Below are 23,091 nucleotides of genomic sequence, written 5' to 3' on the forward strand. Positions count from 1 at the left end.
TTCAATCTAGGGACTGGCGAGCGCCAGTCCAGCTTTTCCCTCAGCGGGACGGTCTCCAGATCGCCCTGTCAGACCAGCGCGCCAGCGTCCCGTCGATCCAGCCGCGTTGCGGCGCCACGAGGACGCCTTGGCTGAGGAGACCGCAACTGCGGCCCGACGGGCCGGTCGACCAGCTCGTGACGGCGACCACGCCGTCGCCCGAGACCATGGGCCCGCCCGAGTCTCCCTGGCAGGCGCCCGGCCCGCTGCGCTTGCCCGCGCCGGCGGCGTCCGCGGCCCAGAGCAGGATGCGGCCCGGCCCATAGGGCTCGACCACGGCGAGCGTCGCGGAGCGATAGATGCCGGTGCTGCGCGCCTCGCCCTCGCGCGACACGCCGTAACCGGCGAGGTCGATGGCGTTGCCGGCGCGGGGCGGGGCGCCGTCCAGCAGCGTTGCCGCCGCGAATCGGCCGGGCAGCGGCTGCGCCAGACGCAGCAGAGCGAGATCGATCGAGCGCTGGCGCGCCGCGACGGCGTCCGACCGGAATTCCGGATGTAGAACGACGGCGGCCGGCGCCAGCAGGACGGGCTCGCCGCCGCCCTCCTTCCAGTGGATCCGCAGTTCGGTCCCCCCCGCAGCGCAATGGGCGGCCGTCAGCACGCTGCGCGGCGACAGGACGATGCCGGTGCAGACGCCACCCCGGGCATTGAGAACCATCAGGGTCGAGCTCGCCAACGGCCCCCCTTCGCGGCCGCCGACGACGGCCGCCGCCGGCGCGGCCGCCAGAGTGCCGGCGAGCATGCCGAGCCCGATCAGAAATCCGACGCGCATCGCGCTCCTCCAGCTAGGAAGGGCTCGATAGCGCGTCGCCCCTTGCAATTGAACCCCGCATCGGAGCGACCATGACGCCGATTGCCCTGACCCCGCCGGCCCAGGAGCCGGTCTCGCTGGCGGAAGCCCGCGCCTTCCTGCGGCTCGACCAGACGGAGGAGGACGATCTCGTCGCGACCCTGATCACGGCCGCCAGATTGATGGTCGAGGCCACCTCGGGACGCCTCCTGGTCGACCAGAGCTGGCGGATCGTGCTCGATCGCTGGCCGGACAGCGGCGAGATCCGTCTGCCGCTCTCGCCCGTCGGCACGCTCACCGCCGCCCGCGTCTATGACGCCCTGGGTGCGCCGCAGCCGGTCGTCGCCAGTGCCCTGCAACTCGACCGGGCCTCAGACCCGCCGGTGCTGCACGTCGTGGGAGAGGTGCCCGAGATCGGCCGGCTGCGCGGCGCGATCGAGATCGATGTCGTCGCCGGCTTCGGGCCCAATGCCCAGTCCGTGCCCGCGCTGCTGCGCCAGGCGGTGCTGCGGCTGGCGGCGCGCTGGTTCGAGCACCGCGGCGACGTCGTCGGCCGCGATGCCGAGGCTCTGCCGACCGAAATCATGGCGCTGATCGCGCCCTTCCGCCGCGCGAGGCTCTGAGCCATGGCGTCCCATCATCCGCACGGCAGCGATGTCGGCGCGCTGCGGCGGAGGCTCGTTCTCGAAGCGCCGGTTGCGAACGCCGACGGGCTGGGGGGCAAGACCCAGGCTTTCACGACCGTGGCCGCTCTCTGGGCACAGGTCGAATGGCTCTCGGGGGCCGAGCAATGGCGTCGCGGGAGGCCCGAACAGAGCGCGACCCACCGCGTCACGCTGCGCTGGCGCGCCGGCGTCGATGCGGGCCAGCGCCTGCGCGACGGCAACCATCTCTACGACATCCGTGCCGTCGCCGACCCTGATGGCGACCGGCGACGTCTCGTCTGCCTGGTGCGGGAGATCGGTCCATGAGCGATGCGATCCTTCCGCTGCGAGCGGCAGTGCAGGCTGCGCTCGAGGCCGACACGGGCCTCATCGCCCTCATCGGTCCGGGCCGCATCCATGACGAGGCGCCGCGGGGCGCGACCGGCGTCTATGTCGTGCATGGCGAGGTCGAGGCCCGCGACTGGTCGACCGGGACCGAACGCGGCTGCGAGCAGGATTTCGGCCTGACCGTCTGGGCGGGCGAGAGCGGCTCCGCGCGGCTGGCGCTAGAAGCGGCGGCCCGCATTGCGACCGTCCTCGATGAAGCGACACCGGCACTGGTCGGGCATCGCCTCGTCAATTTGCGCTGGCGCTCCAGCCGCCTGGCGCGGGACGGCGCCACCGGCCTCGCTTTCGTCGCGCTCCGGTTCCGGGCCGTGACGGAAGCGCTCTGACTTCAACCGGACAGGACGATGGAGGGCCGGATGTCGGCACAGAAGGGCAAGGATCTGCTGCTCAAGGCGGCGGACGCAGGGGGCGTGTTCGTGACCGTCGCGGGGCTGCGCGCCCGGCAGATCGCGTTCAACGCCGAGGCGGTCGACGTGACCCATTCGGAATCCGCCGGACGCTGGCGCGAGCTTCTGGCCGGCGCCGGCATGCGCCGGGCCGCGATCAGCGGGGCGGGGATCTTCAAGGACGATGCCTCGGACGCGCTCGTGCGTCAGATCTTCTTCGACGGGGCCATCCGCATCTGGCAGGTCGTGGTGCCGGATTTCGGCACCGTCACGGGCCCGTTCCAACTGTCGAGCCTCGAATATCGCGGCGACCATGCCGGCGAGGTCACCTTCGATCTCTCGCTCGAATCCGCCGGCCAGCTCGCCTTTGCGGCACTGTGAGGAGAGCGGCGGTGGTCAACCGGTACCGGGGCGAAACGGCCCTGATGGTCGAGGGGCGAGCGCTGCCGATGCGGCTGACGCTGGGCGCGCTCGCCGAGCTCGAGCAGGCCTTCGCGGTCGATAGCCTTCCCGCGCTCGGTGAGCGCTTCGCGACGGGGCGGCTCTCGGCGCGCGACGTTTCACGCATCCTGGCGGCGGGGCTGCGTGGCGCCGGCAGCTCGTTCGGCGAGGATGAGGTCAGGGAGATGGCCTTCGACGGCGGGCTCAACGGCGCCATCCATGCGGCGATCGCTTTGCTCGAGGCGACTTTCGGCGACGCCGCAGGCGGCCCTCCGCCCTTGGAGGCCAAAATCCCCCCTCCGGCGCCGCCGGTGGGCTGACGCCGCCGGCGGCGCCCTTTCCCTGGGCCGAGATCATGGCCTTCGGGCTCGGCCGTCTCGGCTGGCCGCCCGATATCTTCTGGGCCGCGACTCCGCGCGAGATCGCCGCCGCCATGCGCGCCCACCGCTACGGCGAAGACACCGGAGCCCCGGCGCGCGACGCTCTTCTGGCGCTGATGGCGGCCCATCCCGACGCCTGACCGGATTCGCCACCCCTCCATCCCGAAAGGTCCATCATGGCCGATGACGAGATCGACCTCTCCTCCCGCCTGTCCGACCTGCGGACCCTGGGCTCGCTGACGCAGAGCCTCGACAAATCGGCCGCCAGCTTCGGGAAATCGATCACCAATGCCTTCGCCAAGGGCATCGTCGAGGGCAAGCGCTTCGACGAGGTGCTGCGCAGCGTCGGGCGATCCATCACGGAGAGCCTGCTCAAATCGGCGCTCAAGCCGCTCCAGAGCAGCCTGTCGAACCTGCTGGGCAGCGGACTGAAGGGCCTCGCTGGCGCCTTTGGCGGATTCAATGTCGGTGGCGCGGCGGCGAGCGCCCCCGTCGCGCCCTTCGCCGACGGAGGGGTCATCGCCTCGCCGGCCTATTTCCCGCTCGGGCGCGGCCTCGGCCTGATGGGCGAGCGCGGGGCTGAGGCGATCCTGCCGCTGAGCCGGGGGGCCGACGGAAAGCTGGGCGTGCGCTCCTCCGGCGAGGCGCGGCGGCCGCTCAACGTCGTCGTCCAGGTCTCGACGCCCGACGCCGACAGTTTCCGCCGCTCCGAGGCGCAGCTTTCCGCCGCCATCGCACGGGCGGTGGCGCGCGGCAGCCGCGCGCTGTGACGGAGACGGCGATGAGCGATTTTCACGAGATCCGCTTTCCGACCACCATTGCGCGCGGGGCCCGGGGCGGGCCCGAGCGGCTGACCCAGATCGTCGCGCTGGCCTCTGGGCGGGAGAGACGCAACAGCCGCTGGGCCCATTCGCGAAGGCGCTACGATGCCGGTTTCGGAATCCGAACGCTCGATGCGCTCGCCGAAGTCGTCGCCTTTTTCGAGGAGAGGCGCGGCCGCCTTTACGGCTTCCGCTGGCGCGATCCGCTCGACTGGAAGAGCTGCGCACCTTCCGCCACGCCGGCTGCGACGGACCAGGCCATCGGCACCGGCGACGGCGTCACCCGCAGCTTTCCGCTGTGCAAGCATTATGGCAGCGGCATCGCGACCTATCGCAGGACGATCACCAAGCCTGTCGCCGACGAGGTTCTGGTGGCGGTCGCCGGCGTGGTCGTCGATCCGGCCCATGTCACCTGCGACGCCGCGACCGGTCTCGTGACCTTCGCCAGCGGTCACGCGCCGCCGCCGGGTGCCTCTGTGACCGCGGGCTTCCTCTTCGACGTGCCGGTGCGCTTCGACACCGATGCGATCGAGGTCGATCTCTCGGCCTTCGAGGCCGGCGAGATCCCGCGCATCCCCATCGTCGAAATCGTTCCCTGAAGCGAGCCTGTCATGCGCGACATTCCCGAGGCCCTGGCGGAGCATCTCGCCCAGGGCGCGACGACCCTGTGCCGCTGCTGGAGCCTGACCCGTCGCGACGGCGTGGTGCTCGGCTTCACCGATCACGACACGAGCCTTGCCTTCGACGGCGTGACCTTCGCCGCCGAGACGGGGCTGGAAGCCGCGGAGACCGCGGCCGAACTGGGGTTCGTGGTCGGCGGAGGCGAGGTTGCCGGCGCCTTCGCGGCCACCGGGCTGAACGAGGGCGATCTGGCCCGCGGGCTCTATGACGACGCCCGGGTCGCCATCTGGCTCGTCAACTGGGCCGAGCCGGCCCAGCGCCTCCTGCTGGAGACCGGCTTCGTCGGCGAGGTCCGGCGGAGCGACAGCGCCTTCACGGCAGAGGTGAGGGGGCTCGCCAAGGCCTTCGACGAGGAGCGGGGCCGGCTCTACACGCGCTCCTGCTCGGCCGATCTCGGCGATGCGCGCTGCGGCCTGACGATCCTGCCGACGCCTGCGGTGGTCAATTCGATGGACGGTCGTCTCGGCTTCACAGCCGCGGCGCTGGCCGGCTTTGCCGACGGCCATTTCACCGGAGGGCGGCTCGTCTTCACGGCGGGCGCGAACACCGGTTTTGTCACAGAGGTGATGCGCCATGGCGCCAATGGCGACGCCGCTTCGCTTCAGCTCTGGCAGGCGCCGCCTTCGCGGATCGAGACGGGCGACGCCTTTCACGTCTCCCCCGGCTGCGACAAGAGCTTCGCCACCTGCCGGGGGCGGTTCGGCAATGGCGTGAACTTCCGGGGCTTCCCCCATATTCCAGGCAACGATTTCATCATCGGCGGCGTGCGGCCGGGCGACGGCGCCCTCGACGGCGGGAGCCTGTTCCGATGAGCGCGCCGCTCGAACGGCCCGCGATCGTCGAAGCCGCACGGAACTGGATCGGCACGCCCTATCATCACCAGGCTTCGCTGCGCGGTGTCGGCTGCGATTGCCTCGGGCTGGTGCGCGGCGTCTGGCGCGATCTCTGCGGACCCGAGCCCGAGACACCGCCGCCCTATACGCCGGAGGGGTGCGAGGGGCTGGGCGCGGAGATGCTCGCCGCGGCCGCGCTGCGCCACCTCGTGCCGGTCGCGCCCGGGCAGGAACGGCCCGGCGATGTGCTGCTGTTCCGATGGCGCAGCCATCTGCCGGCACGCCATTGCGCGATCCTCGCTGCGCCGGACCGCATCATCCACGCCCATGACGGTGCGCAGGTCGCTGAAGTCGCCCTCACGCGCTGGTGGCGGCGGCATCTCAGCCATGCCTTTTCCTTTCCGGGAGTGACCGACTGATGGCGACTCTCCTTCTCCAGGTCGCCGGCAATGCGCTCGGCGCAGCGCTGGGTGGACCTTTCGGGGCCGCGATCGGCCAGGCGGTGGGCGGCATCGCCGGCGCCGTCATCGACCAATCGCTTCTCGGCGGCTCGGCCGGGACGCGCCGCGTCGAGGGGCCGCGCTTGAGCGAGATCAGTGGGCTGGCCTCCAGCGAGGGCGCCGCGATCCCGCGCGTCTATGGACGGGCCCGGATCGGCGGGCAGCTGATCTGGGCCACGCGCTTCGAGGAGGAGATCAAGGTCTCGGTGACGCGCAGCAAGACGGGCGGGAAAGGCAGCCCCAAGCAGAAGACCGTCGAGACGACCTATAGCTACTACGCGAATCTCGCCATCGGGCTGTGCGAGGGGCCGATCGCCTTCGTCCGCCGGATCTGGGTCGACGGGCGCGAACTCGACGTCGCCACCGTCGCCATGCGGGTCCACCAGGGTGACGAGGCCCAGGAGCCCGACCCGCTGATCGCCGCCAAGGAGGCCGGCGAGACGCCGGCCTATCGCGGCCTCGCCTATGTCGTCTTCGAGCGCTTTCCGCTCGCCGATTACGGCAACCGGGTTCCGCAATTCTCCTTCGAGGTCGTCCGGCCGGTCGAGGGGCTGGGCCAGATGATCCGGGCGGTGACGCTGATCCCCGGCGCGGGCGAATTCGTCTACGACATGCGCGCCGTCAGCCACGAGCCCGAGCCCGGCGTCAGCGAGAGCCTCACGCGCCACCAGCTCTATGGCGGGGCCGATGTCGACACCGCCATCGCCCATCTGATCGCGCTCTGCCCGAACCTGCGACGCGTTTCCCTCGTCGTGGCCTGGTTCGGCGATGATCTCAGAGTGGGCGAATGCACGCTTGCGCCCCGCGTCGAGATCGCCCACAAACCCACGGTCGGGGCCGAATGGACCGTGGCGGGCCTCGACCGGGCCGGGGCGCGCGTCGTCAGCGAAGCTGATGGACGACCAGCGTTCGGCGGAACGCCCTCGGACGATGGCGTGATCCGGCTGATCCGGCGGCTGCGCGACGATTATGGCCTCGAGGTCGTGCTCTACCCCTTCCTCATGATGGATGTTCCCGCCGGCAACGCCCTTCCGGACCCGGTGTCCGGCACAGCGGGGCAGCCGTATTATCCGTGGCGAGGTCGGATCACCTGCTTTCCGGCGCCCGAAACAGCGGGCAGTCCGGACGGGACGGCCGCAGCCGCGGCGCAGGTCGAGACCTTTCTCGGGACCGTCACCGCAGCGGATGTGACGGCCGAGGGCGAGAGCGTGGTCTGCGCCCGCCCCGGCGAGTGGAGTTACCGGCGCTTCGTCCTGCACTACGCCCGGCTGGCGCAGGTCGCCGGTGGCGTCTCAGCCTTCGTGCTGGGCTCGGAGATGCCGGGCCTGACCCGTATCCGGGGCGCGGCCGGCTACCCCATGGTCGACGGGCTCGTCGATCTCGCTGCCGAGGTCGCATCCATTCTGCCAGCCGCGACTCTGACCTATGCGGCGGACTGGACGGAATACGGGGCGCATGTCCGCAATGCGGGCGATGATGTCACCTTTCCGCTCGATCCGCTCTGGGCTTCCCCGGCTATCGGCGCGATCGGGATCGACTATTACCCGCCCCTGTCCGATTGGCGCGACGGCGCTGCCCATGCCGACGCGGCGATCGCATCCGGGCCTGCTGACCTCGCCCATCTTCGCGCGCGCCTCGGCTCGGGCGAGGCCTATGACTGGTTCTATGCCGACGACGCCGGCCGGGCCGACCAGACGCGCGTGCCGATCGAGGACGGCGCCTATGGCAAGCCCTGGGTCTTTCGGCCCAAGGATCTGGTCGGCTGGTGGACGCAGCCGCATGTCGAACGGGTCGGCGGGATCGAGACTGGGGCGACGTCTTTCGTTCCCGGTGCCAAGCCGATCTGGCTGACCGAGACCGGCATTCCGGCGGTCGACAAGGGGGCCAATGCGCCCAACGTCTTTCCCGATGCGAAATCGACGGAAGGCGGCGTGCCGCCCTTTTCCAGCGGAGCGCGCGACGATCTCGTCCAAGCGCGCGGGCTCGAGGCCATCCTCTCGGGTTTCGACCCGGCGCGCGCCGGCTTCGAGGGGCATCGCAATCCGGTGCACCCGATCAGCGGCATCCGGATGGTCGACCCCGCCAACATCTTCGTCTGGAGCTACGATGCGCGGCCGTTTCCAGCCTTCCCCGATCTCGGCGGGATCTGGGCCGACGGTGCCGCCCACGACACCGGCCACTGGCTCAACGGCCGCATCGAGGGCGCGCCGGTCGATCGTTTGCTGCGGCGCATCCTGGCCGATTTCGGCCTGCCTGCGGCCGACGAAATCGCCGTCGATGGCTTCGTCGACGGTTATGTGCTGGAGCGACCGCTCTCGGCGCGGCAGGCGCTGGAGCCGCTCGCGCAGGCCTTCGGCTTCGACGCGACCATGAGCGGCGGCCGGCTCGTTGTCCGCGGCCGCGGCGGCACCGTGGCGCGTGTGCTGGGCCACGACGATCTCGTGCTCGATCGGGAGGGCCGCCCTACGCGCTGCGCCGGGCGCAGGAGAGCGAATTGCCGCTCGAACTGCGGCTGGGTTTCATCGACGGCGAGAGCGACTACCGGACGGCGGCGGTCCTGTCCCGGCGGCTGGCCGGTGCGGCGCGGCGCGAACTCGGCATGGAGACGCCGATCGTCACCCGCGCGGCGGAGGGCCAGCGCCTGGCGGACCGTCGCCTGCAGGAGATCTGGGCCGGCCGGGAAACGCTCGATCTGGAACTGTCGCCCGATCGGCTCGACCTCGAGCCCGGCGACGTCGTGGTGCTCGTGGTCGAGGAGGAAGAGAGGCTGTTCCGCCTGACGCGCATCGAGGACGGTGCGACGCGCCGCGTCAGCGCGAGGGCGGTCGAGCCCGCGATCTATCGCAGCGCTGCGGTCCCCAGCCTCCCGCGTCCGCCGCGCAGCGCGCCGGCCCTGCCGGGCCGGCCTCTCGCGATCCCGCTCGCGCTGCCGATCGTGCGGACCCAGCCGCCGCCGCTGCTTTCACTCGCCGCCTATGCCTCGCCCTGGCCGGGCGCGCTCGCTGTCTGGCAGGCCGATGACGCAGGATCATTCGCGCTTCTGCGGCTGATCGAGGCACCGTCGATCGTCGGCGAGACCCTGACGGTCCTGCCGCCGGGACCGCTCTGGCGCAGCGACCGCCACGCCGTTCTGGAGCTGCGCCTGCGCGGCGGCGTTCTCGCTTCCGTCTCGCCCGAGGCGGCACTGGCGGGCGCGAATGCGCTCGCCCTGCTCGATGCAGCAGGCGTGGTCGAAATCGTCACGGCGTCGCAGGTCGAGCTGATCGGGCCTGGCCGGTTCAGGCTCTCCGGCCTGATGCGCGGGCTGGGCGGTTCCGAAGCGGCCGCCGCGCGCAGCCTGCCGACGGGCTCGCGGGTCGTTGTGCTCGACGGTGCGGCTGTGACCCTCACGGACGATCTCGCCGATCTCGGGATCGTGCGGCGCTACCGCATCGGACCGGTTCAGCGCGATATCGCCGATGCGACGGTGGTCGAGGTCACGGCCGCGGCGAGTGCTGCTACCCTTTTGCCCCTGGCGCCTGTCCATCCGCAGGCGCGCCGAGAGGCCGACGGCATCCGCTTCTCGTGGATCCGGCGGACGCGCATCGACGGCGATTCCTGGGATCTGGTCGACGTCCCGTTAGGCGAGGAGGCCGAGCGCTGGGAGATCTCCGTGAAGCAAGACGGCATCGAACGCCGGCGCGCGACGACGCAGGAGGCCGCCTGGCTTTATCCCACGGCCTCGGAACTGGCCGATTTCGGCGCATCACAGTCCGAGATCGAGATCGTGATCGCCCAGATGAGCGCCGTGGCGGGCAGGGGGCACGAATACCTTGGACGTCTGCCCGTGCGCTGACATACTCGCGACGGTCCGGAGCATTCATGGCGTGTTCACGCGTGCAGGATTAGCCGATGTCGACCATGCCCTTCGAAACCGTCATCGCCCTGTCCCTGCTGGCGCCGCCCTTGCCGATCGTGATGATCGACAATCCGGAGCCGATCGCCTGCCTGTCCGCCGACGAGACGCGTGACGCGGTGGCGGATGGCAGGGTTATCCAGCCCGCGCAGGCCTCGCGCCACGCACGGCAGGCGGCGCCGGGCGAGGTCGTCCGCATCCGCCTCTGTCGCCAGGGTGACGATTACGTTTACGTTGTGACCACGCTCAAGCGTGACGGCCGGGTTGCCAGGGTGACGCTCGAAGGCCAATCGGGCAAGGTCGGCACCATTCGCTGAGACCGCGTCTTCGCGGCCCGCCCCAACAGGAGATGTCCCGCCGTGAGACTGCTCGTCGTCGAGGACGACAAGGACCTCAACCGCCAGATCGTCACCGCGCTGGAGAATGCCGGCTACGCCGTCGACAAGGCCTTCGATGGTGAGGAGGGGCTCTATCTCGGCGAGACCGAGCCCTATGATGCCGTGATCCTCGATCTTGGTCTGCCGAAGGTCGACGGTGTCGCCGTGCTGCAGGGCTGGCGCCGCGCCGGCAAGACCATGCCGGTGCTGATCCTGACCGCGCGCGACCGCTGGAGCGACAAGGTCGGCGGCTTCGACGCCGGCGCCGACGACTACGTCACCAAGCCTTTCCACGTCGAGGAACTGCTGGCTCGCGTCCGCGCCCTGCTGCGCCGCGCCGCCGGTCACGCGACCTCCGAACTGGTCTGCGGGCCGGTGCGTCTCGACACCCGCGCCAGCCGCGTCGTCGTCGACGGCAACCCGGTCAAGCTGACCTCGCACGAATACCGGCTGCTCGCCTATCTCATGCATCATCAGGGCCGCGTGGTGTCGCGCACCGAACTGGTCGAGCACCTCTACGACCAGGATTTCGACCGCGACTCCAACACCATCGAGGTCTTCGTCGGACGGCTGCGCAAGAAGCTCGGCGTCGAGGTGATCGAGACCGTTCGCGGGCTGGGCTATATCGCAGCGGCGCCCGAGAAGGTCTGATCCCCGCCGATGCCGCTCCGCTCGCATCGCTACTCGCTGGGCGCGCGGCTCTTCATCTCGGCGGCAATCTGCTGCGCTCTGGTGCTGATGCTGGCCGGCTTCGGCCTGACGACCTTCTATCGGCGCTCGGCCGAACGTGGTTTCGACGAACGGCTCAGCGTCTACATCAAGGAACTGATCGCGGATCTTGCGGCTCCGCCCGAGACCGAACGGCAGGCGATCGGCGATCTCGGCGAGCCGCGCTTCGACCTGCCGCTGTCCGGCTGGTACTGGCAGATTATCCGTCTCGACGGTGAAAGGCCCAGCATCCGCGCCTCGCGCTCCCTGGTCGGCGGACAGCTGCCGAAGCTCCTCGATCAGCCGATCGCCCCCAATGCCCGCGGGCTGCGGGAGAGCTACATCTCCGGCCCGGACGACCGGAACCTGCGCATCCTCGAACGCGAGATCGATGTCGGCGAGGACGGCCGCTTCACCGTCGCCGTCGCGGCCCCCTCCGACGAGATCGACGCCGATATCCGCGATTTCCGCCTAGCCCTGACAATGACCTTCGTGCTGCTCGGCCTCGCCCTCGTGGCCTCCTCCATCGTCCAGGTGCGCTACGGCCTGCGCCCTCTGAAGCGTCTCGGCGCCGCGGTCGGGATGGTTCGGACAGGTGAGGCGCCGCGCATCATCGGCACCTATCCTCCGGATCTCGCGCCACTCGCGGGCGAGCTCAATCTCCTCATCGACGCCAATCACGAAATTCTCGACCGTGCTCGGACGCAGGTCGGCAATCTCGCCCACGCGCTGAAGACGCCGCTCAGCGTGATGCTCAACGAGGCCGAGGCCGGCGACGCCAACCTGCCGCAGACCGTGCGGACCCAGGCTGCAGTGATGCGCGACCAAGTGCAGTACTATCTCGACCGGGCGCGGGCTGCAGCCCTGTCCGGCGCGCTGGGCGGCGTGACGGAGGTCGCGCCTTCGCTGGACGCCCTGATCCGGACTTTTGCAAAGATCGCCCAGGGGCGCGCGATTGTCGGGAGCCATACGGTTCCGGCATCGGTGCGCTTCCGTGGCGATCGGCAGGATCTGGAGGAGATGCTGGGCAACCTGCTCGACAACGCCTTCAAATGGGCGAAGGCGAAGGTGACTGTAGCGCTCGACCGACCGGATGGCGTGGAGCGGATCGCCCTGCTCATCGACGATGACGGGCCGGGCCTGCCTGAAGAGGCGCTGGCCGATGTGCTCAAGCGTGGCCGCCGTCTGGACGAGGCGACACCCGGCTCCGGGCTGGGACTCTCCATCGTGGTCGATCTGGCGAAGCTCTATGGCGGGGAACTCGCGCTCGAGCGCTCGCCGCTGGGCGGCCTGCGCGCCCGCCTCGTGCTTCCCTCGGTCTGAACATGCCTGGTCTGCGTGACCCTATGTCGCCATCTTCGGGCATGAAGCCGACGCCGGTTTTGGCTATGAGCGTGGCATGCTGATCTGGATCATCTTCGCGATCATGACGGGGGCGGCGATATTCGCCCTGCTCTGGCCCCTTGGACGTGGCCGGGCGCTGGCTTTTGCGGATGGCGCCGACGCCCGCAGCCTCTATCGCTCGCAGCTGGGCGAGATCGACCGTGACCTCGCGCGCAGCCTGATCGGCCCGGCCGAGGCCGATGCCGCCCGCGCGGAAGCCGCGCGCCGCCTGCTGCGCGCGGCAGGTGACGACAGTGGGCCGGAAGGGGTCACCGAATCATCGCTGCGCCGTCGCCGCGCCAGCTCGGCGCTTGCCCTGTCCTGCGTGCCGCTGCTCGCCCTTCTCGTCTACGGAGCTTATGGCTCGCCCGGTCAGCCGGACCAGCCGCTCGCCGCCCGCCTCCAGGCCGACCCGTCGCGGCAGGATTTCGCGCTCGCTCTCACCCGCATCGAAACCCATCTCGCCGCCAATCCGTCCGATGGAAAGGGCTGGTCCGTGGTCGCGCCGGTCTATCTGCGCCAGGGCCGCTATGAGGATGCGGCGACAGCCTTTGCTCAGGCGATCCGCCATGGCGAGGCGAGCCCCGAGGCCCATGCCGGGCTCGGTGAGGCGCGCACGCTGTCGGCAGGCGGCGTCGTCACGGCGGCGGCACGCGCGAGCTTCACGGACGCCCTGCGCCTCGACCCGAAGAACCCGCGTGCCCGCTTCTTCCTCGCGATCGGCCAGGAGCAGGATGGCAACGCCACGGGCGCTGCCGAAGCGTTGCGCACGCTCTTGGCGGAAGCGCCTGCCGACGCCCCCTGGGCACAGGCGGTGCGGCAACGTCTGGCCCGGCTCGAGGCCGAGAAGGCCGGGGGAGTCGCCGCGCTCGCGCCCGCCGAACAGCAAGCGGCGATTCGGGGCATGGTCGAAGGGCTCGCGGCACGGCTGCAGACGGGCGGCGGTTCGCTGTCGGACTGGACTCGCCTGATCCGCTCGCAGGTCGTTCTCGGCGACAAAGCCGCTGCACGCCAGTCGCTTGTTCTGGCGCGTGCGCGGTTGGCGCAGGAGGCCGCGGCACCGGCTGCGCTCGATGCGCTGGCGGAGGAACTGGCCCTGAAGGAGGCCGCGCCATGACCACGGTCGAGCCTGCGCGGCCGCTCGCCGCGAAGCGGCGCTATACCCGCAAGCAGCGGCGCCTGATGCTGATCGGGGCGGCCGGTGCGGTGCTGTTTCTGGCGGCTGGCCTCGTGCTGTTCGCGCTGCGCGACACCATCGTGTTCTTCTACGGCCCGAGCGAGATCGCGGAGAAGAGCGTGGCGCCGGGCACCCGCATGCGCCTGGGCGGGCTGGTCGAGCAGGGCTCAGTCGTTCGCGGCCCGGGCCAGCGCGTCGCCTTCTCGATCACCGACAGCCGCACGGTCATCAAGGTCAGCTATGAGGGCCTCCTGCCCGATCTCTTCCGCGAAGGGCAGGGCGTGGTGACGGAGGGCGTGTTCCAGGGCGGCAGCCAGTTCCGCGCCGACTCCGTCCTCGCCAAGCATGACGAAAACTACATGCCCCGCGAGGTCGCGGACGCGCTGAAGAAGCAAGGACACTGGCAGCCCGGCGATCCCGCTGCGCCGGCCGCGTCGTCGAAACCGGCTCCCAAGGCTGCACCATGAGGCGTTCATGATCGTCGAGATCGGCCATTTCGCGCTCGCGCTGGCTCTGGGCGTCGCCGTCGTCCAGTCGATCGTCCCGCTTTGGGGCGTGGCGCGCCATGATCGCGCGCTCGCCAGCGTCGGCTCGGCTGCAGCGCTGATCTGCTTCCTGCTGGTGACACTGTCTTTCGCGGCGCTCGTGACGAGCTATGTGCGTTCGGATTTCTCGGTCGAGAACGTCGTCGCCAATTCGCACTCCACGCAGCCGCTGATCTACAAGCTGACCTCCGTCTGGGGCAATCATGAGGGCTCGATGCTCCTCTGGGTGCTGATCCTGACGCTGTTCGGGGCACTCGTCGCGCTGTCGCGCCGGTCGCTGCCGGTGCGGCTGCGGGCCGGCACGCTCGCCGCCCAGGGCCTGGTCACGGTCGCCTTCCTGGCCTTCACCCTGCTGACCTCGAACCCGTTCCGGCGCATGGTGCCGGCGCCGCCGGACGGCCAGGACCTCAACCCGATCCTCCAGGATCTCGGCCTCGCGATCCATCCGCCGCTGCTCTATGTCGGCTATGTCGGCTTCTCGATCACCTATGCCTTCGCCGTCGCGGCGCTGATCGATGGGCGGATTGACGCCGTCTGGGCCCGCGCCGTGCGGCCCTGGACGCTGCTGGCCTGGGTGTTTCTCACGCTCGGCATCGCGATGGGCTCCTATTGGGCCTATTACGAGCTCGGCTGGGGCGGCTGGTGGTTCTGGGACCCTGTCGAGAACGCCTCGCTGATGCCCTGGCTCGCCGGCACGGCACTGATCCATTCGACCGTGGTGATGGAAAAGCGCGACGCGCTGAAGGTCTGGACGATCCTGCTCGCGATCCTGACCTTCTCGCTCTCCCTGCTCGGCACCTTCATCGTCCGCTCCGGCGTTCTGACCTCGGTCCACTCCTTCGCGACAGACCCCGCGCGCGGTCTGTTCATCCTCTGCATCCTCGTCTTCTTCGTCGGGGGATCGCTGGCGCTCTTCGCCTGGCGGGCACCGTTGCTGCGGCAGGGCGGTCTGTTCGCGCCGGTGTCCCGGGAAGGCGCGCTGGTCGTCAACAACGTCTTCATCGCCACCGCTTGCGCCACCGTCTTCGTCGGCACGCTCTATCCGCTGGTGCTGGAGATGCTGACCGCCGACAAGATCTCCGTCGGCCCGCCCTTCTTCAACGCGACCTTCGTCCCTGTCCTGGTGCCGCTGCTCTTGCTGCTGCCGCTCGGCCAGACCCTGGCGTGGAAGCGGGGCGATCTGCTCGGTGCCGCCCAGCGCAACATGGCCGCCTTCGCGCTCTCCCTGGTGGCGGCCTTTGCTCTGGTCGCCTGGAGCTGGGGCGGTCCCGTGCTGGCGCCGCTCGGCATCGGCCTGGGCGTCTTCCTCGTGCTCGGCGCGGCCTTCGATCTGGGCGATCGCATCGTCGCCCGCGCCAGTGGCTGGCCGGCGATGTGGTCGCGGGCCAAGGGCCTGCCACGCTCTGCCTGGGGGACCGCGCTCGCCCATGCCGGCGTCGGCGTGAGCGTCATCGGTATCGCGGCGGCCGCGTGGAGCACCGAAGCCATCGGCGTGCTGAAGCCAGGCGAGCGGCTGACCAGCGGGCGCTATACCGTGGTTCTCGAATCCGTCCTGCCGCGCAGCGGCCCGAATTTCCGGGCCGAGGTGGCGCGCTTCCAGCTTTTCGCCGGCAATCGCGAGCTGAGGCCGATCGAGGCCGCCAAGCGCGTCTACACCGCCCGTAACATGCCGACCACCGAGGCCGGCATCCGTACGGTCGGCCTGAGCCAGGCCTATGTGGCGCTGGGAGAGCCGCAGGCCGATGGCGGCATCGCCGTGCGGCTCTACGACAAGCCGCTGATCCTGCTGATCTGGATCGGCTCGATCGTGATGGCGCTCGGCGGCGCGCTGTCGCTGACGGATCGCCGCTTCCGGCTGGCGGCTCCCCGGCGCCAGGCTCCCCAGCCGGTGGCCGTCCCGCAGCCGGCGGAGTGAGCGCGGTGCGTCGCCTGCTTTCGCTCCGCCTGATTGTCGCCGCCGCGATCGCGTGCGCCAGCCTGTCGCCCGGCCTGGCGGTCCAGCCCGGCGAGGTTCTGCCGGATCCCGCCATGGAGCGCCGCGCCCGCGCGATCTCGTCGGAGTTGCGCTGCCTGGTCTGCCAGAACCAGTCGATCGACGATTCGGACGCGCCGCTCGCCAAGGATCTGCGTGTGCTCGTGCGCGAGCGGCTCGTCGCCGGCGACAGCGACACCGCGGTGCGCGATTTCGTCGTCGCGCGCTATGGCGATTTCGTGCTGCTGCGGCCGCCCTTCGATGTCAGGACGGCGCTGCTCTGGGCCGCGCCGCTGCTGATCCTGCTCGCGGCGCTGCTCTTCACCTGGCGGCGCGGCCGGGCCATGCCGGCGCCGGACGCCGCCGCGCCGCTGTCGGAGGAGGAGCGCCGCCGGTTGCAGCGGCTTCTGGATTCGGAGGCGCCCTGATCCAGCGCGGAAACCTCCGGACACGATCAGTTACCTTACAAAATCGTCATCTTCGGGCGAAAGCGGCGTAAGGCTGAGCCCGTCATGGTCCTCGTCACGAGCAGGGAAGGCCCTGCCGAATGTTTCGAGGTTCCGCCATGACCACCAACACCCATCGCCCCCGGTCCATCCTGAAGCGCGGCGCCCTTCTCGCCGGTGCCGCCACGCTGGGCATCGGCCTCGCCGCCGGGCTCGCCGACGGCGCGCTGAAGTTCGACCATCCCGCCTTCGCCCAGCCGATCCAGCTCTCGGGCGTCCAGACCAATCTGCCCTCCTTCGCCGACATGGTCGAGAAGGTGAAGCCGGCGGTCGTCTCGGTCCGCGTCAAGCAGACGATCGAGGCCGCCGATGATGGCCAGGGCAGCCTGGACGACCTGCCGCCGGGCCTGCGCCGATTCTTCGAGCAGCAGATGCCGCGCGGCGCCGTTCCCGGCCGGCCGCAGCCGCGCCAGGGCATGTCGCAGGGCTCCGGCTTCTTCATCAGCCAGGACGGCTACATCGTCACCAACAACCACGTCGTCGACAAGGCCTCCGAGGTCCAGATCGTCACCGACGACGGCAAGACGCTCGAGGCCAAGGTCATCGGCACCGACCCGCGCACCGATCTCGCTCTGCTGAAGGTCAACGAGGGCGGCAGCTTCCCCTTCGTCCAGCTCGCCACGGCGAAGCCGCGGATCGGCGACTGGGTGCTGGCGGTCGGCAACCCCTTCGGCCTCGGCGGCACGGTCACGGCCGGCATCGTCTCGGCTCAGGGTCGCGACATCGGCTCGGGCCCATATGACGACTTCCTGCAGATCGACGCGGCGGTGAACCGCGGTAATTCCGGCGGGCCGACCTTCAACCAGAAGGGCGAGGTCGTCGGCGTCAACACCGCGATCTTCTCGCCCTCGGGCGGCAATGTCGGCATCGCCTTCGCCGTCCCGGCCTCGACGGTCGAACAGGTCGTCACCGCCCTCAAGAAGGACGGCACGGTGGCGCGCGGCTTCATCGGCGTGCAGATCCAGCCGGTGACCGCCGAGGTCGCGGAGGCGATCGGGCTGAAGGAGCCGCACGGCGCCCTCGTCGCGGCCGCCGAGCGCACCGGGCCTGCAGCCAGGGCCGGCATCAAGCGCGGTGACACGATTCTTTCGGTCGACGGCGTCGCGATCAAGGATGCCCGCGAACTCTCGCGCCGTATCGCCAGCTTCGCGCCCGGCACCAAGGTGAAGCTCTCCGTCTGGCGCGACGGCAAGGAGCGCGAGATCGCTTTCGAGGTCGGCCGCCAGCCGGCCGCCTGATCCTGATGAGGCCGATGCCGGCTTCTGGCCGGCATCGGATCTGAGGCAAGGCTCGTGTCCTCCCGGCAGACCGTCGCCCCCGCGCCGGGAGGCCAGCCTTCACCGCGGCAGGCCGGATGCGTATCCTCCGGCCTGCCATTTTTCGTCGTTCTGGGATAGGCTTGGCCGATGCGACTGCTGATCGTCGAAGATGATGCCGAGGCTGCGGCCTATCTGACCAAGGCCTTCCGCGAGGCCGGCCATGTCGCCGACCATGCCGGCGATGGTCTGGAAGGCTACGCCATGGCCGAGGGCGGCGGTTACGACGTCCTGGTGGTCGACCGCATGTTGCCGCGTCTTGACGGGCTCTCGCTGATCCGTTCGCTGCGCGAGCAGAATGACGCGACGCCCGCTCTCATTCTCTCTGCCCTGGCGCAGGTCGACGACCGGGTGAAGGGCCTGCGCGCCGGTGGCGACGACTACCTGCCCAAGCCCTATGCGTTTTCGGAGCTGCTGGCGCGGGTCGAGGTGCTGTCGCGCCGTCGCGCTGCCCCGGCTTCCGAGCCGACGACCTACCGCGTCGGCGATCTCGATCTCGACCGGCTCGCCCATCGCGTGACGCGCGCGGGCACGGAGATCCTGCTGCAGCCCCGTGAGTTCCGCCTGCTCGAATACCTCATGAAGCATGCGGGCCAGGTGGTGACGCGTACCATGCTGCTGGAGAACGTCTGGGATTATCATTTCGACCCCCAGACCAACGTCATCGACGTGCATGTCAGCCGCCTGCGCGCCAAGATCGACAAGGGTTTCGAGCACCCGATGATCCACACCATCCGCGGCGCGGGATACATGATCCGTGACACGGCCCGCTGAACCGGCCGCCGCCGGCGCGGGGACGGCGCGCCCCGTGCAGCGCTTCCTGCCGACGCTGTTCCGCACCACCGCTTTCAAGCTGACGGCGGTCTATCTCGTTATCTTCGCGCTCTTTGCCGGGCTTCTGCTCGGCTATGTCGCCTGGAACGCCAAGCGCCTGCTCGACGACCAGATCCGCTCGACCATCGACGCGGAGATCCAGGGCCTGGCCGAGCAGCAGCGCCAGGGCGGCATCCGGCGCCTCGTCAATGTCGTGGAGCGCCGCTCGCGCGCGCCAGGCGCCTCTCTCTATCTCGTCACCACGCCGGTCGGCGAGCGCATCGCCGGCAATGTCGAGGCGCTGCCTCCCGGCACACTCGACCGGCCGGGCGAGGCGGAGATCGAATATGCCCGCACCAGCGAGGCCGTGGACCGCCCGAGCCGGGCGATCGTGCGCGTCTTCGTGCTGCCGGCCGGCTTCCGCCTGCTGGTCGGGCGCGATGTCGAGGAGCGCGAGCGGCTGGGCATCGTGATCCGCCGCGCGGCCGGCTGGTCGCTGCTCGTCGTCTTCGTTCTCGGCTGCTTCGCGAGCTGGTTCGTCGCGCGGCGCGTGCTGAAGCGCATCGACGACATGACCGGCACCGCGCAGTCGATCATGGCCGGCGACCTGAAGGGCCGCCTCGCCATCTCCGGCACGGGCGACGAGCTCGATCGCCTCGCGCTCAACCTCAACGCCATGCTGGAGCGCATTGGCGAACTCATGGCCGGCATGCAGCAGGTCTCGGACAACATCGCCCATGACCTGAAGACGCCGCTGACGCGGCTGCGCAACCGCGCGGAGGAGGCGCTGCGCACCGCGACCTCGCCCGACGAGCTCCGCGCTGCGCTCGATGGCTCGATCGACGAGGCCGACAACCTGATCCGCGTCTTCAACGCGCTGCTGATGATCGCGCGGCTGGAGACCGGCCGTATCCGGGACAGCATGGACGGGCTCGATCTCTCGGAGATCGTCTCCGGCCTCGCTGAACTCTACGAGCCGCTGGCGGAGGAGGCGGGGCTATCGCTGGTCACGGAGATCGCGCCCGGGCTGCGGGTCATCGGCAATCGCGAACTCATCGGCCAGGCGCTGGCCAATCTCATCGACAATGCCCTGAAATATGGCGAGCCGCCCGAGGGCGGGCGGGCGGAGGTGACGGTCGCCGCGTGGCGGGAGCGGGACGAGATCCTGCTCTCCGTCGCCGATCACGGGCCGGGTATCCCGCCGGAGGACCGCGCCCGCGTGCTCGAACGTTTCGTGCGGCTCGATGCCAGCCGCAGCAAGCCGGGCTTTGGGCTCGGCCTCGCGCTCGCCGCCGGCGTGGTGCGCCTGCATGGCGGCCAGTTGCGGCTGGAGGACAACGCTCCGGGCCTGCGCGTCGTCATCGCCCTGCCGGTGCTGGAGGCCACGCCCGAGCCGCCGCGGCCCGCCACCGAAACGGCCGGCAACGCCAAGGCTGTGGACACGGCGCCTCCGTCCGCGCGTCCCGGCTCGACAGCGGCGCCGAACCCTGTTGGCGTCCCCTCCCTGTGAGGGGGACGGCGATGACGATGCGTCTGTGTGAGCGGTTGAAGGCGGCGCCTGTGCTGCCGGCGCGGGCAAAAGCCGCCCAGATCCTGGCGAAGGACCTGATCGACCGGCTTCACGATCCCGAGGCCGCCGAGGCGCTGGCGGCGCATGTCGCCGGGAATGAACGCAGCGCCGCGCTCGTTGCAGGCCTGCTGGCGCATGCACCCTTCCTCACCCAGATCATGCGGCAGGACCCTTCGGGGCTGCTCGCCTGCCTGACCGAAGCGCCGGAAGCGCGCCGCGATGCGCTACTCGCGGACGTGGCACGGGCCGGTGCAGCCGCGGGCGACGCGCCGGAGCTGATGCGGCTGCTCCGCCGCTTCCGGCGCAGCATGGCGCTTCTGATCGCGTTGGCCGACATCGGCGGCGTCTGGGACGTCGAAACCGTCACCGCCGCGCTGACGGCCACCGCCGACATCGCGGTCCGGCTCGCGACCGATCATGTCCTGCGTCAGGCCGCCGATCTCGGGCGCATTCGGCTGTCGGATCCCGCCGACCCGGGAGCGGGATCCGGCCTCGTCGTGCTCGCGCTCGGCAAGCATGGCGCCGGCGAGCTGAACTACTCCTCCGACATCGACATCGTCGTCTTCTTCGATCCCGAGGTGGCGGAGGCCGTCGGCGTCGCCGAGCCGACCAGCTTCTATGTCAAGCTGACCCAGCAGATCGCCCGCATCATCCAGGAGCGGACGCCCGACGGCTATGTCTTCCGCGTCGATCTGCGCCTGCGGCCCGATCCCGCCTCGACCCATGTCGCCGTGCCGCTGCCCTCGGCCTATGCCTATTACGAGACCGTCGGCCAGAACTGGGAACGCGCGGCGATGATCAAGGCGCGGCCCGTGGCCGGGGATCTCCCGCTCGGCCAGCGCTTTCTCAAGGACCTCGCCCCCTTCATCTGGCGCAAATATTTCGACTTCGCGACCATCGCCGACATCCACGCGATGAAGCGTCAGATCCAGACGGTGAAGGGCCACGAGACCATCGCCGTCGCCGGCCACAACGTGAAGCTCGGCCGCGGCGGTATCCGCGAGATCGAGTTCTTCGTGCAGACGCAGCAGCTCGTCTTCGGCGGCCGGCGCGTGGCGCTCCGCGGTCCGCGCACGCTGGAGATGCTGGCCGAGCTGACGCGGGAGGGCTGGATCACCCCTACCGCCCGCGACGAACTGGCGGAGTCCTATCGCTGGCTACGGACGATCGAGCACCGCCTGCAGATGCGCCATGACGAGCAGACTCAGACGCTGCCCAAGGCGGCGGCCGATCTCGAAGCCTTCGCCCGCTTCTGCGGCTATCCCTCGACGGCCGCCTTCGGCAAGGCGCTGACCGCCCATGCCCGCCGGGTCGAGGGCCATTACGCCCTGCTGTTCGAGGAGGGGCCGAGCCTCGCCAGCGAGGCCGGGACGTTGAGCTTCACCGGCTCCGAGATCGATCCGCAGACGCTGGAGACGCTGCAGAAACTGGGCTTCCGCCAGGCCCAGACGGCGGCCGAGACGGTGCGGGGCTGGCATTTCGGCCGCCGCGCCGCCGTCACCAGCCCCCGCGCCCGCGAAGTCCTGACGGAACTCACGCCCGCCCTGCTCGTCGCGCTCGGCCGCACCGCCGATCCCGACGGCGCGCTTGCCCATCTCGACAATGCCTTCGTGCGGATGCCGGCCGCGGTCGAACTGCTGACGCTGCTGCGCTCGCAGGACGCGCTGCTGACGCTGTTCGCCGAAATCCTCGGCAGCGCGCCGCGCCTCGCCAGGGTGGCCGCGCTCCACCCACATGTGCTCGACGGCGTCATCGACCCCGCCTTCGGCCAGGCTGCGCTCGACAGCGACGCGCTGGAGCGCCGCATCCGCGGTGTCGTCGGTTCACCGCCGCCGAGCGTCGAGGAGGGGCTGGACCGGCTGCGCGACGCCGCCCGCCAGGAGAACTTCCTCGTCGGCGCCAGGCTGCTCTCCGGCGTCTACCCCGCCCAGGCCGCCGCCCAGGCCTATTGCGCCGTGGCGGAAGCCTGCCTTCGCGTGGCCTTTACCGACACCCGCGCGGCCTTTTCAGCCGATCACGGCGTGATCGAAGGCGCGCAGAGCGTCGTGCTGGGTCTCGGCCGGCTCGGAGCGGGTGAGCTCACGCCATCCTCCGACCTCGACCTGATGCTGCTCTACGACCGTCCGGAGGAGGCAGGGCCGAGCGATGGCCGCCGCAGTCTCGATCCGGTGACCTGGCATGTCCGCTTCACCCAGCGCCTCGTCGCGGCGCTCACGGTGCCGACCCGGCGCGGCACGCTCTACCAGGTCGACATGCGGCTGCGCCCGTCGGGCAACAAGAGCCCGGCCGCGACCCAGTTCGCGGGTTTCGAGGCCTATCACCGCGGTGAGGCCGAGATCTGGGAGGAAATGGCGCTGACCCGTGCGCGCGTCGTGGCGGGTGATCCTGAGCTCGCCGCGCGCGCCGAGACCTCCATCCGCGCGATCCTCAGCCGGCGCCGCGAGCCGGCGAAGGTCGCTGCCGCGGTCGCGCAGATGCGCGCGCTGATCGCGAAGGAGAAGGGCGAGAAAAACCCCTGGGACCTGAAGCTCGCGCTGGGCGGGCTGACCGATCTGGACTTCCTGGCACAGTATCTCGTGCTCGCCCATGCCGCGGATCACCCGGCGCTGCTCGTCCGCGACACCCTCTCGGTCTTCGCGGCCGCGCGCGCGGCGGGACCGCTGGCGGCCCCCGATGCGGCGGCGCTGGAGGAGGCGGCGAGGCTGATCGGCGACGTTCAGCTCTGGCAGCGCTTCACGGTGGAGGAGGCCTTCGACCCGGCGGCCGTGCCCGCCCGCGTCATGACGCGCATCGCCACCTCGGTGGGCCGGCCGGACATCAAGGTCCTGCGGGCGGAGCTGGACGAGGTGCGCGCAGGGGTGCGCACCATCTTCAACAGGGTTCTGGGCGTCGCCCGCTCTGGCTGA

At 70.3% G+C, this 23,091-nt stretch carries 22 protein-coding genes and 1 pseudogene; 22 read left to right on the forward strand and 1 reads right to left on the reverse strand.

Annotated features, from left to right (window positions below; genetic code table 11):
• Positions 1-40 precede the first annotated feature (40 nt).
• Positions 41-811, reverse strand: a complete 771-nt coding sequence (locus ACFPN9_RS18255; protein WP_066725892.1) for a S1 family peptidase — start codon at positions 809-811, stop codon at positions 41-43.
• Between the two features lie 71 nt (positions 812-882).
• Between ACFPN9_RS18255 and ACFPN9_RS18260 the strand changes: the two genes are divergently transcribed.
• The 22 genes and pseudogenes from ACFPN9_RS18260 (at position 883) to ACFPN9_RS18365 (ending at position 23,091) form a co-directional block, all read left to right on the forward strand.
• On the forward strand, positions 883-1,452 hold the full coding sequence (locus ACFPN9_RS18260) for a head-tail connector protein (protein ID WP_066725894.1): 570 nt from the start codon (positions 883-885) through the stop codon (positions 1,450-1,452).
• Positions 1,453-1,455: 3 nt separating this feature from the next.
• A complete protein-coding gene (locus ACFPN9_RS18265) occupies positions 1,456-1,800 on the forward strand; it encodes a phage head closure protein (RefSeq protein WP_066725897.1) in 345 nt (114 codons plus the stop codon).
• The gene (locus ACFPN9_RS18270; RefSeq protein ID WP_066725900.1) at positions 1,797-2,207 is read left to right on the forward strand and encodes a DUF3168 domain-containing protein; all 411 of its coding nucleotides are present in this window, start codon (positions 1,797-1,799) and stop codon (positions 2,205-2,207) included. Before ACFPN9_RS18265 ends, ACFPN9_RS18270 begins: the two co-directional genes overlap by 4 nt.
• Positions 2,208-2,237: 30 nt before the next feature.
• Positions 2,238-2,648: a phage major tail protein, TP901-1 family gene (locus ACFPN9_RS18275; RefSeq protein ID WP_066725903.1), complete on the forward strand. Its 411-nt coding sequence runs from the start codon at positions 2,238-2,240 to the stop codon at positions 2,646-2,648.
• Between the two features lie 11 nt (positions 2,649-2,659).
• Positions 2,660-3,028, forward strand: a complete 369-nt coding sequence (locus ACFPN9_RS18280; RefSeq protein WP_066725905.1) for a gene transfer agent family protein — start codon at positions 2,660-2,662, stop codon at positions 3,026-3,028.
• The gene (locus tag ACFPN9_RS18285; RefSeq protein WP_066725908.1) at positions 3,025-3,228 is read left to right on the forward strand and encodes a phage tail assembly chaperone; all 204 of its coding nucleotides are present in this window, start codon (positions 3,025-3,027) and stop codon (positions 3,226-3,228) included. The genes ACFPN9_RS18280 and ACFPN9_RS18285 overlap by 4 nt, the downstream gene beginning before the upstream one ends.
• A gap of 36 nt (positions 3,229-3,264) precedes the next feature.
• Positions 3,265-3,858 (forward strand): phage tail tape measure protein, encoded by a 594-nt coding sequence (locus tag ACFPN9_RS18290; protein WP_066725911.1) that lies wholly within the window; start codon positions 3,265-3,267, stop codon positions 3,856-3,858.
• Between the two features lie 11 nt (positions 3,859-3,869).
• A complete protein-coding gene (locus ACFPN9_RS18295) occupies positions 3,870-4,508 on the forward strand; it encodes a DUF2460 domain-containing protein (protein WP_066725914.1) in 639 nt (212 codons plus the stop codon).
• 12 nt (positions 4,509-4,520) lie between these two features.
• Entirely contained in the window at positions 4,521-5,402 is an 882-nt protein-coding gene (locus ACFPN9_RS18300) for a DUF2163 domain-containing protein (protein ID WP_066725917.1), read from the forward strand.
• Positions 5,399-5,842 carry an NlpC/P60 family protein gene (locus ACFPN9_RS18305; protein WP_066725920.1) on the forward strand — a complete coding sequence of 148 codons (444 nt, stop codon included), beginning with the start codon at positions 5,399-5,401 and terminating at the stop codon, positions 5,840-5,842. The genes ACFPN9_RS18300 and ACFPN9_RS18305 overlap by 4 nt, the downstream gene beginning before the upstream one ends.
• Positions 5,842-9,758 (forward strand): annotated as a pseudogene (locus ACFPN9_RS18310) (baseplate multidomain protein megatron). Before ACFPN9_RS18305 ends, ACFPN9_RS18310 begins: the two are co-directional and overlap by 1 nt.
• 56 nt (positions 9,759-9,814) lie before the next feature.
• A complete protein-coding gene (locus ACFPN9_RS18315) occupies positions 9,815-10,135 on the forward strand; it encodes a PepSY domain-containing protein (RefSeq protein ID WP_066725923.1) in 321 nt (106 codons plus the stop codon).
• A gap of 42 nt (positions 10,136-10,177) precedes the next feature.
• Complete coding sequence (locus tag ACFPN9_RS18320; protein ID WP_066725926.1) at positions 10,178-10,846, forward strand: response regulator transcription factor; 669 nt, start codon at positions 10,178-10,180, stop codon at positions 10,844-10,846.
• A 9-nt stretch (positions 10,847-10,855) separates the two neighbouring features.
• Positions 10,856-12,226, forward strand: coding sequence for a sensor histidine kinase (locus ACFPN9_RS18325; protein WP_377817409.1), 1,371 nt, complete (start codon positions 10,856-10,858; stop codon positions 12,224-12,226).
• A gap of 76 nt (positions 12,227-12,302) precedes the next feature.
• Positions 12,303-13,403: a c-type cytochrome biogenesis protein CcmI gene (ccmI, locus tag ACFPN9_RS18330; protein WP_066725932.1), complete on the forward strand. Its 1,101-nt coding sequence runs from the start codon at positions 12,303-12,305 to the stop codon at positions 13,401-13,403.
• Entirely contained in the window at positions 13,400-13,930 is a 531-nt protein-coding gene (ccmE, locus tag ACFPN9_RS18335; RefSeq protein WP_066725935.1) for a cytochrome c maturation protein CcmE, read from the forward strand. Before ccmI ends, ccmE begins: the two co-directional genes overlap by 4 nt.
• 7 nt (positions 13,931-13,937) lie before the next feature.
• On the forward strand, positions 13,938-15,923 hold the full coding sequence (locus ACFPN9_RS18340) for a heme lyase CcmF/NrfE family subunit (protein ID WP_066725938.1): 1,986 nt from the start codon (positions 13,938-13,940) through the stop codon (positions 15,921-15,923).
• Between the two features lie 14 nt (positions 15,924-15,937).
• Positions 15,938-16,408, forward strand: a complete 471-nt coding sequence (locus ACFPN9_RS18345; RefSeq protein WP_197426724.1) for a cytochrome c-type biogenesis protein — start codon at positions 15,938-15,940, stop codon at positions 16,406-16,408.
• Between the two features lie 137 nt (positions 16,409-16,545).
• Positions 16,546-17,724, forward strand: a complete 1,179-nt coding sequence (locus ACFPN9_RS18350; protein ID WP_066725942.1) for a Do family serine endopeptidase — start codon at positions 16,546-16,548, stop codon at positions 17,722-17,724.
• A gap of 168 nt (positions 17,725-17,892) precedes the next feature.
• A complete protein-coding gene (locus ACFPN9_RS18355) occupies positions 17,893-18,576 on the forward strand; it encodes a response regulator transcription factor (RefSeq protein ID WP_066725951.1) in 684 nt (227 codons plus the stop codon).
• Positions 18,577-18,610: 34 nt separating this feature from the next.
• Positions 18,611-20,125, forward strand: a complete 1,515-nt coding sequence (locus tag ACFPN9_RS18360) for a HAMP domain-containing sensor histidine kinase (protein ID WP_156446682.1) — start codon at positions 18,611-18,613, stop codon at positions 20,123-20,125.
• A gap of 11 nt (positions 20,126-20,136) precedes the next feature.
• A complete protein-coding gene (locus ACFPN9_RS18365; protein ID WP_377817411.1) occupies positions 20,137-23,091 on the forward strand; it encodes a bifunctional [glutamine synthetase] adenylyltransferase/[glutamine synthetase]-adenylyl-L-tyrosine phosphorylase in 2,955 nt (984 codons plus the stop codon).

The organism is Allobosea massiliensis, assembly GCF_042655245.1.
Classification (GTDB): Bacteria; Pseudomonadota; Alphaproteobacteria; order Rhizobiales; family Beijerinckiaceae; genus Allobosea; species Allobosea massiliensis.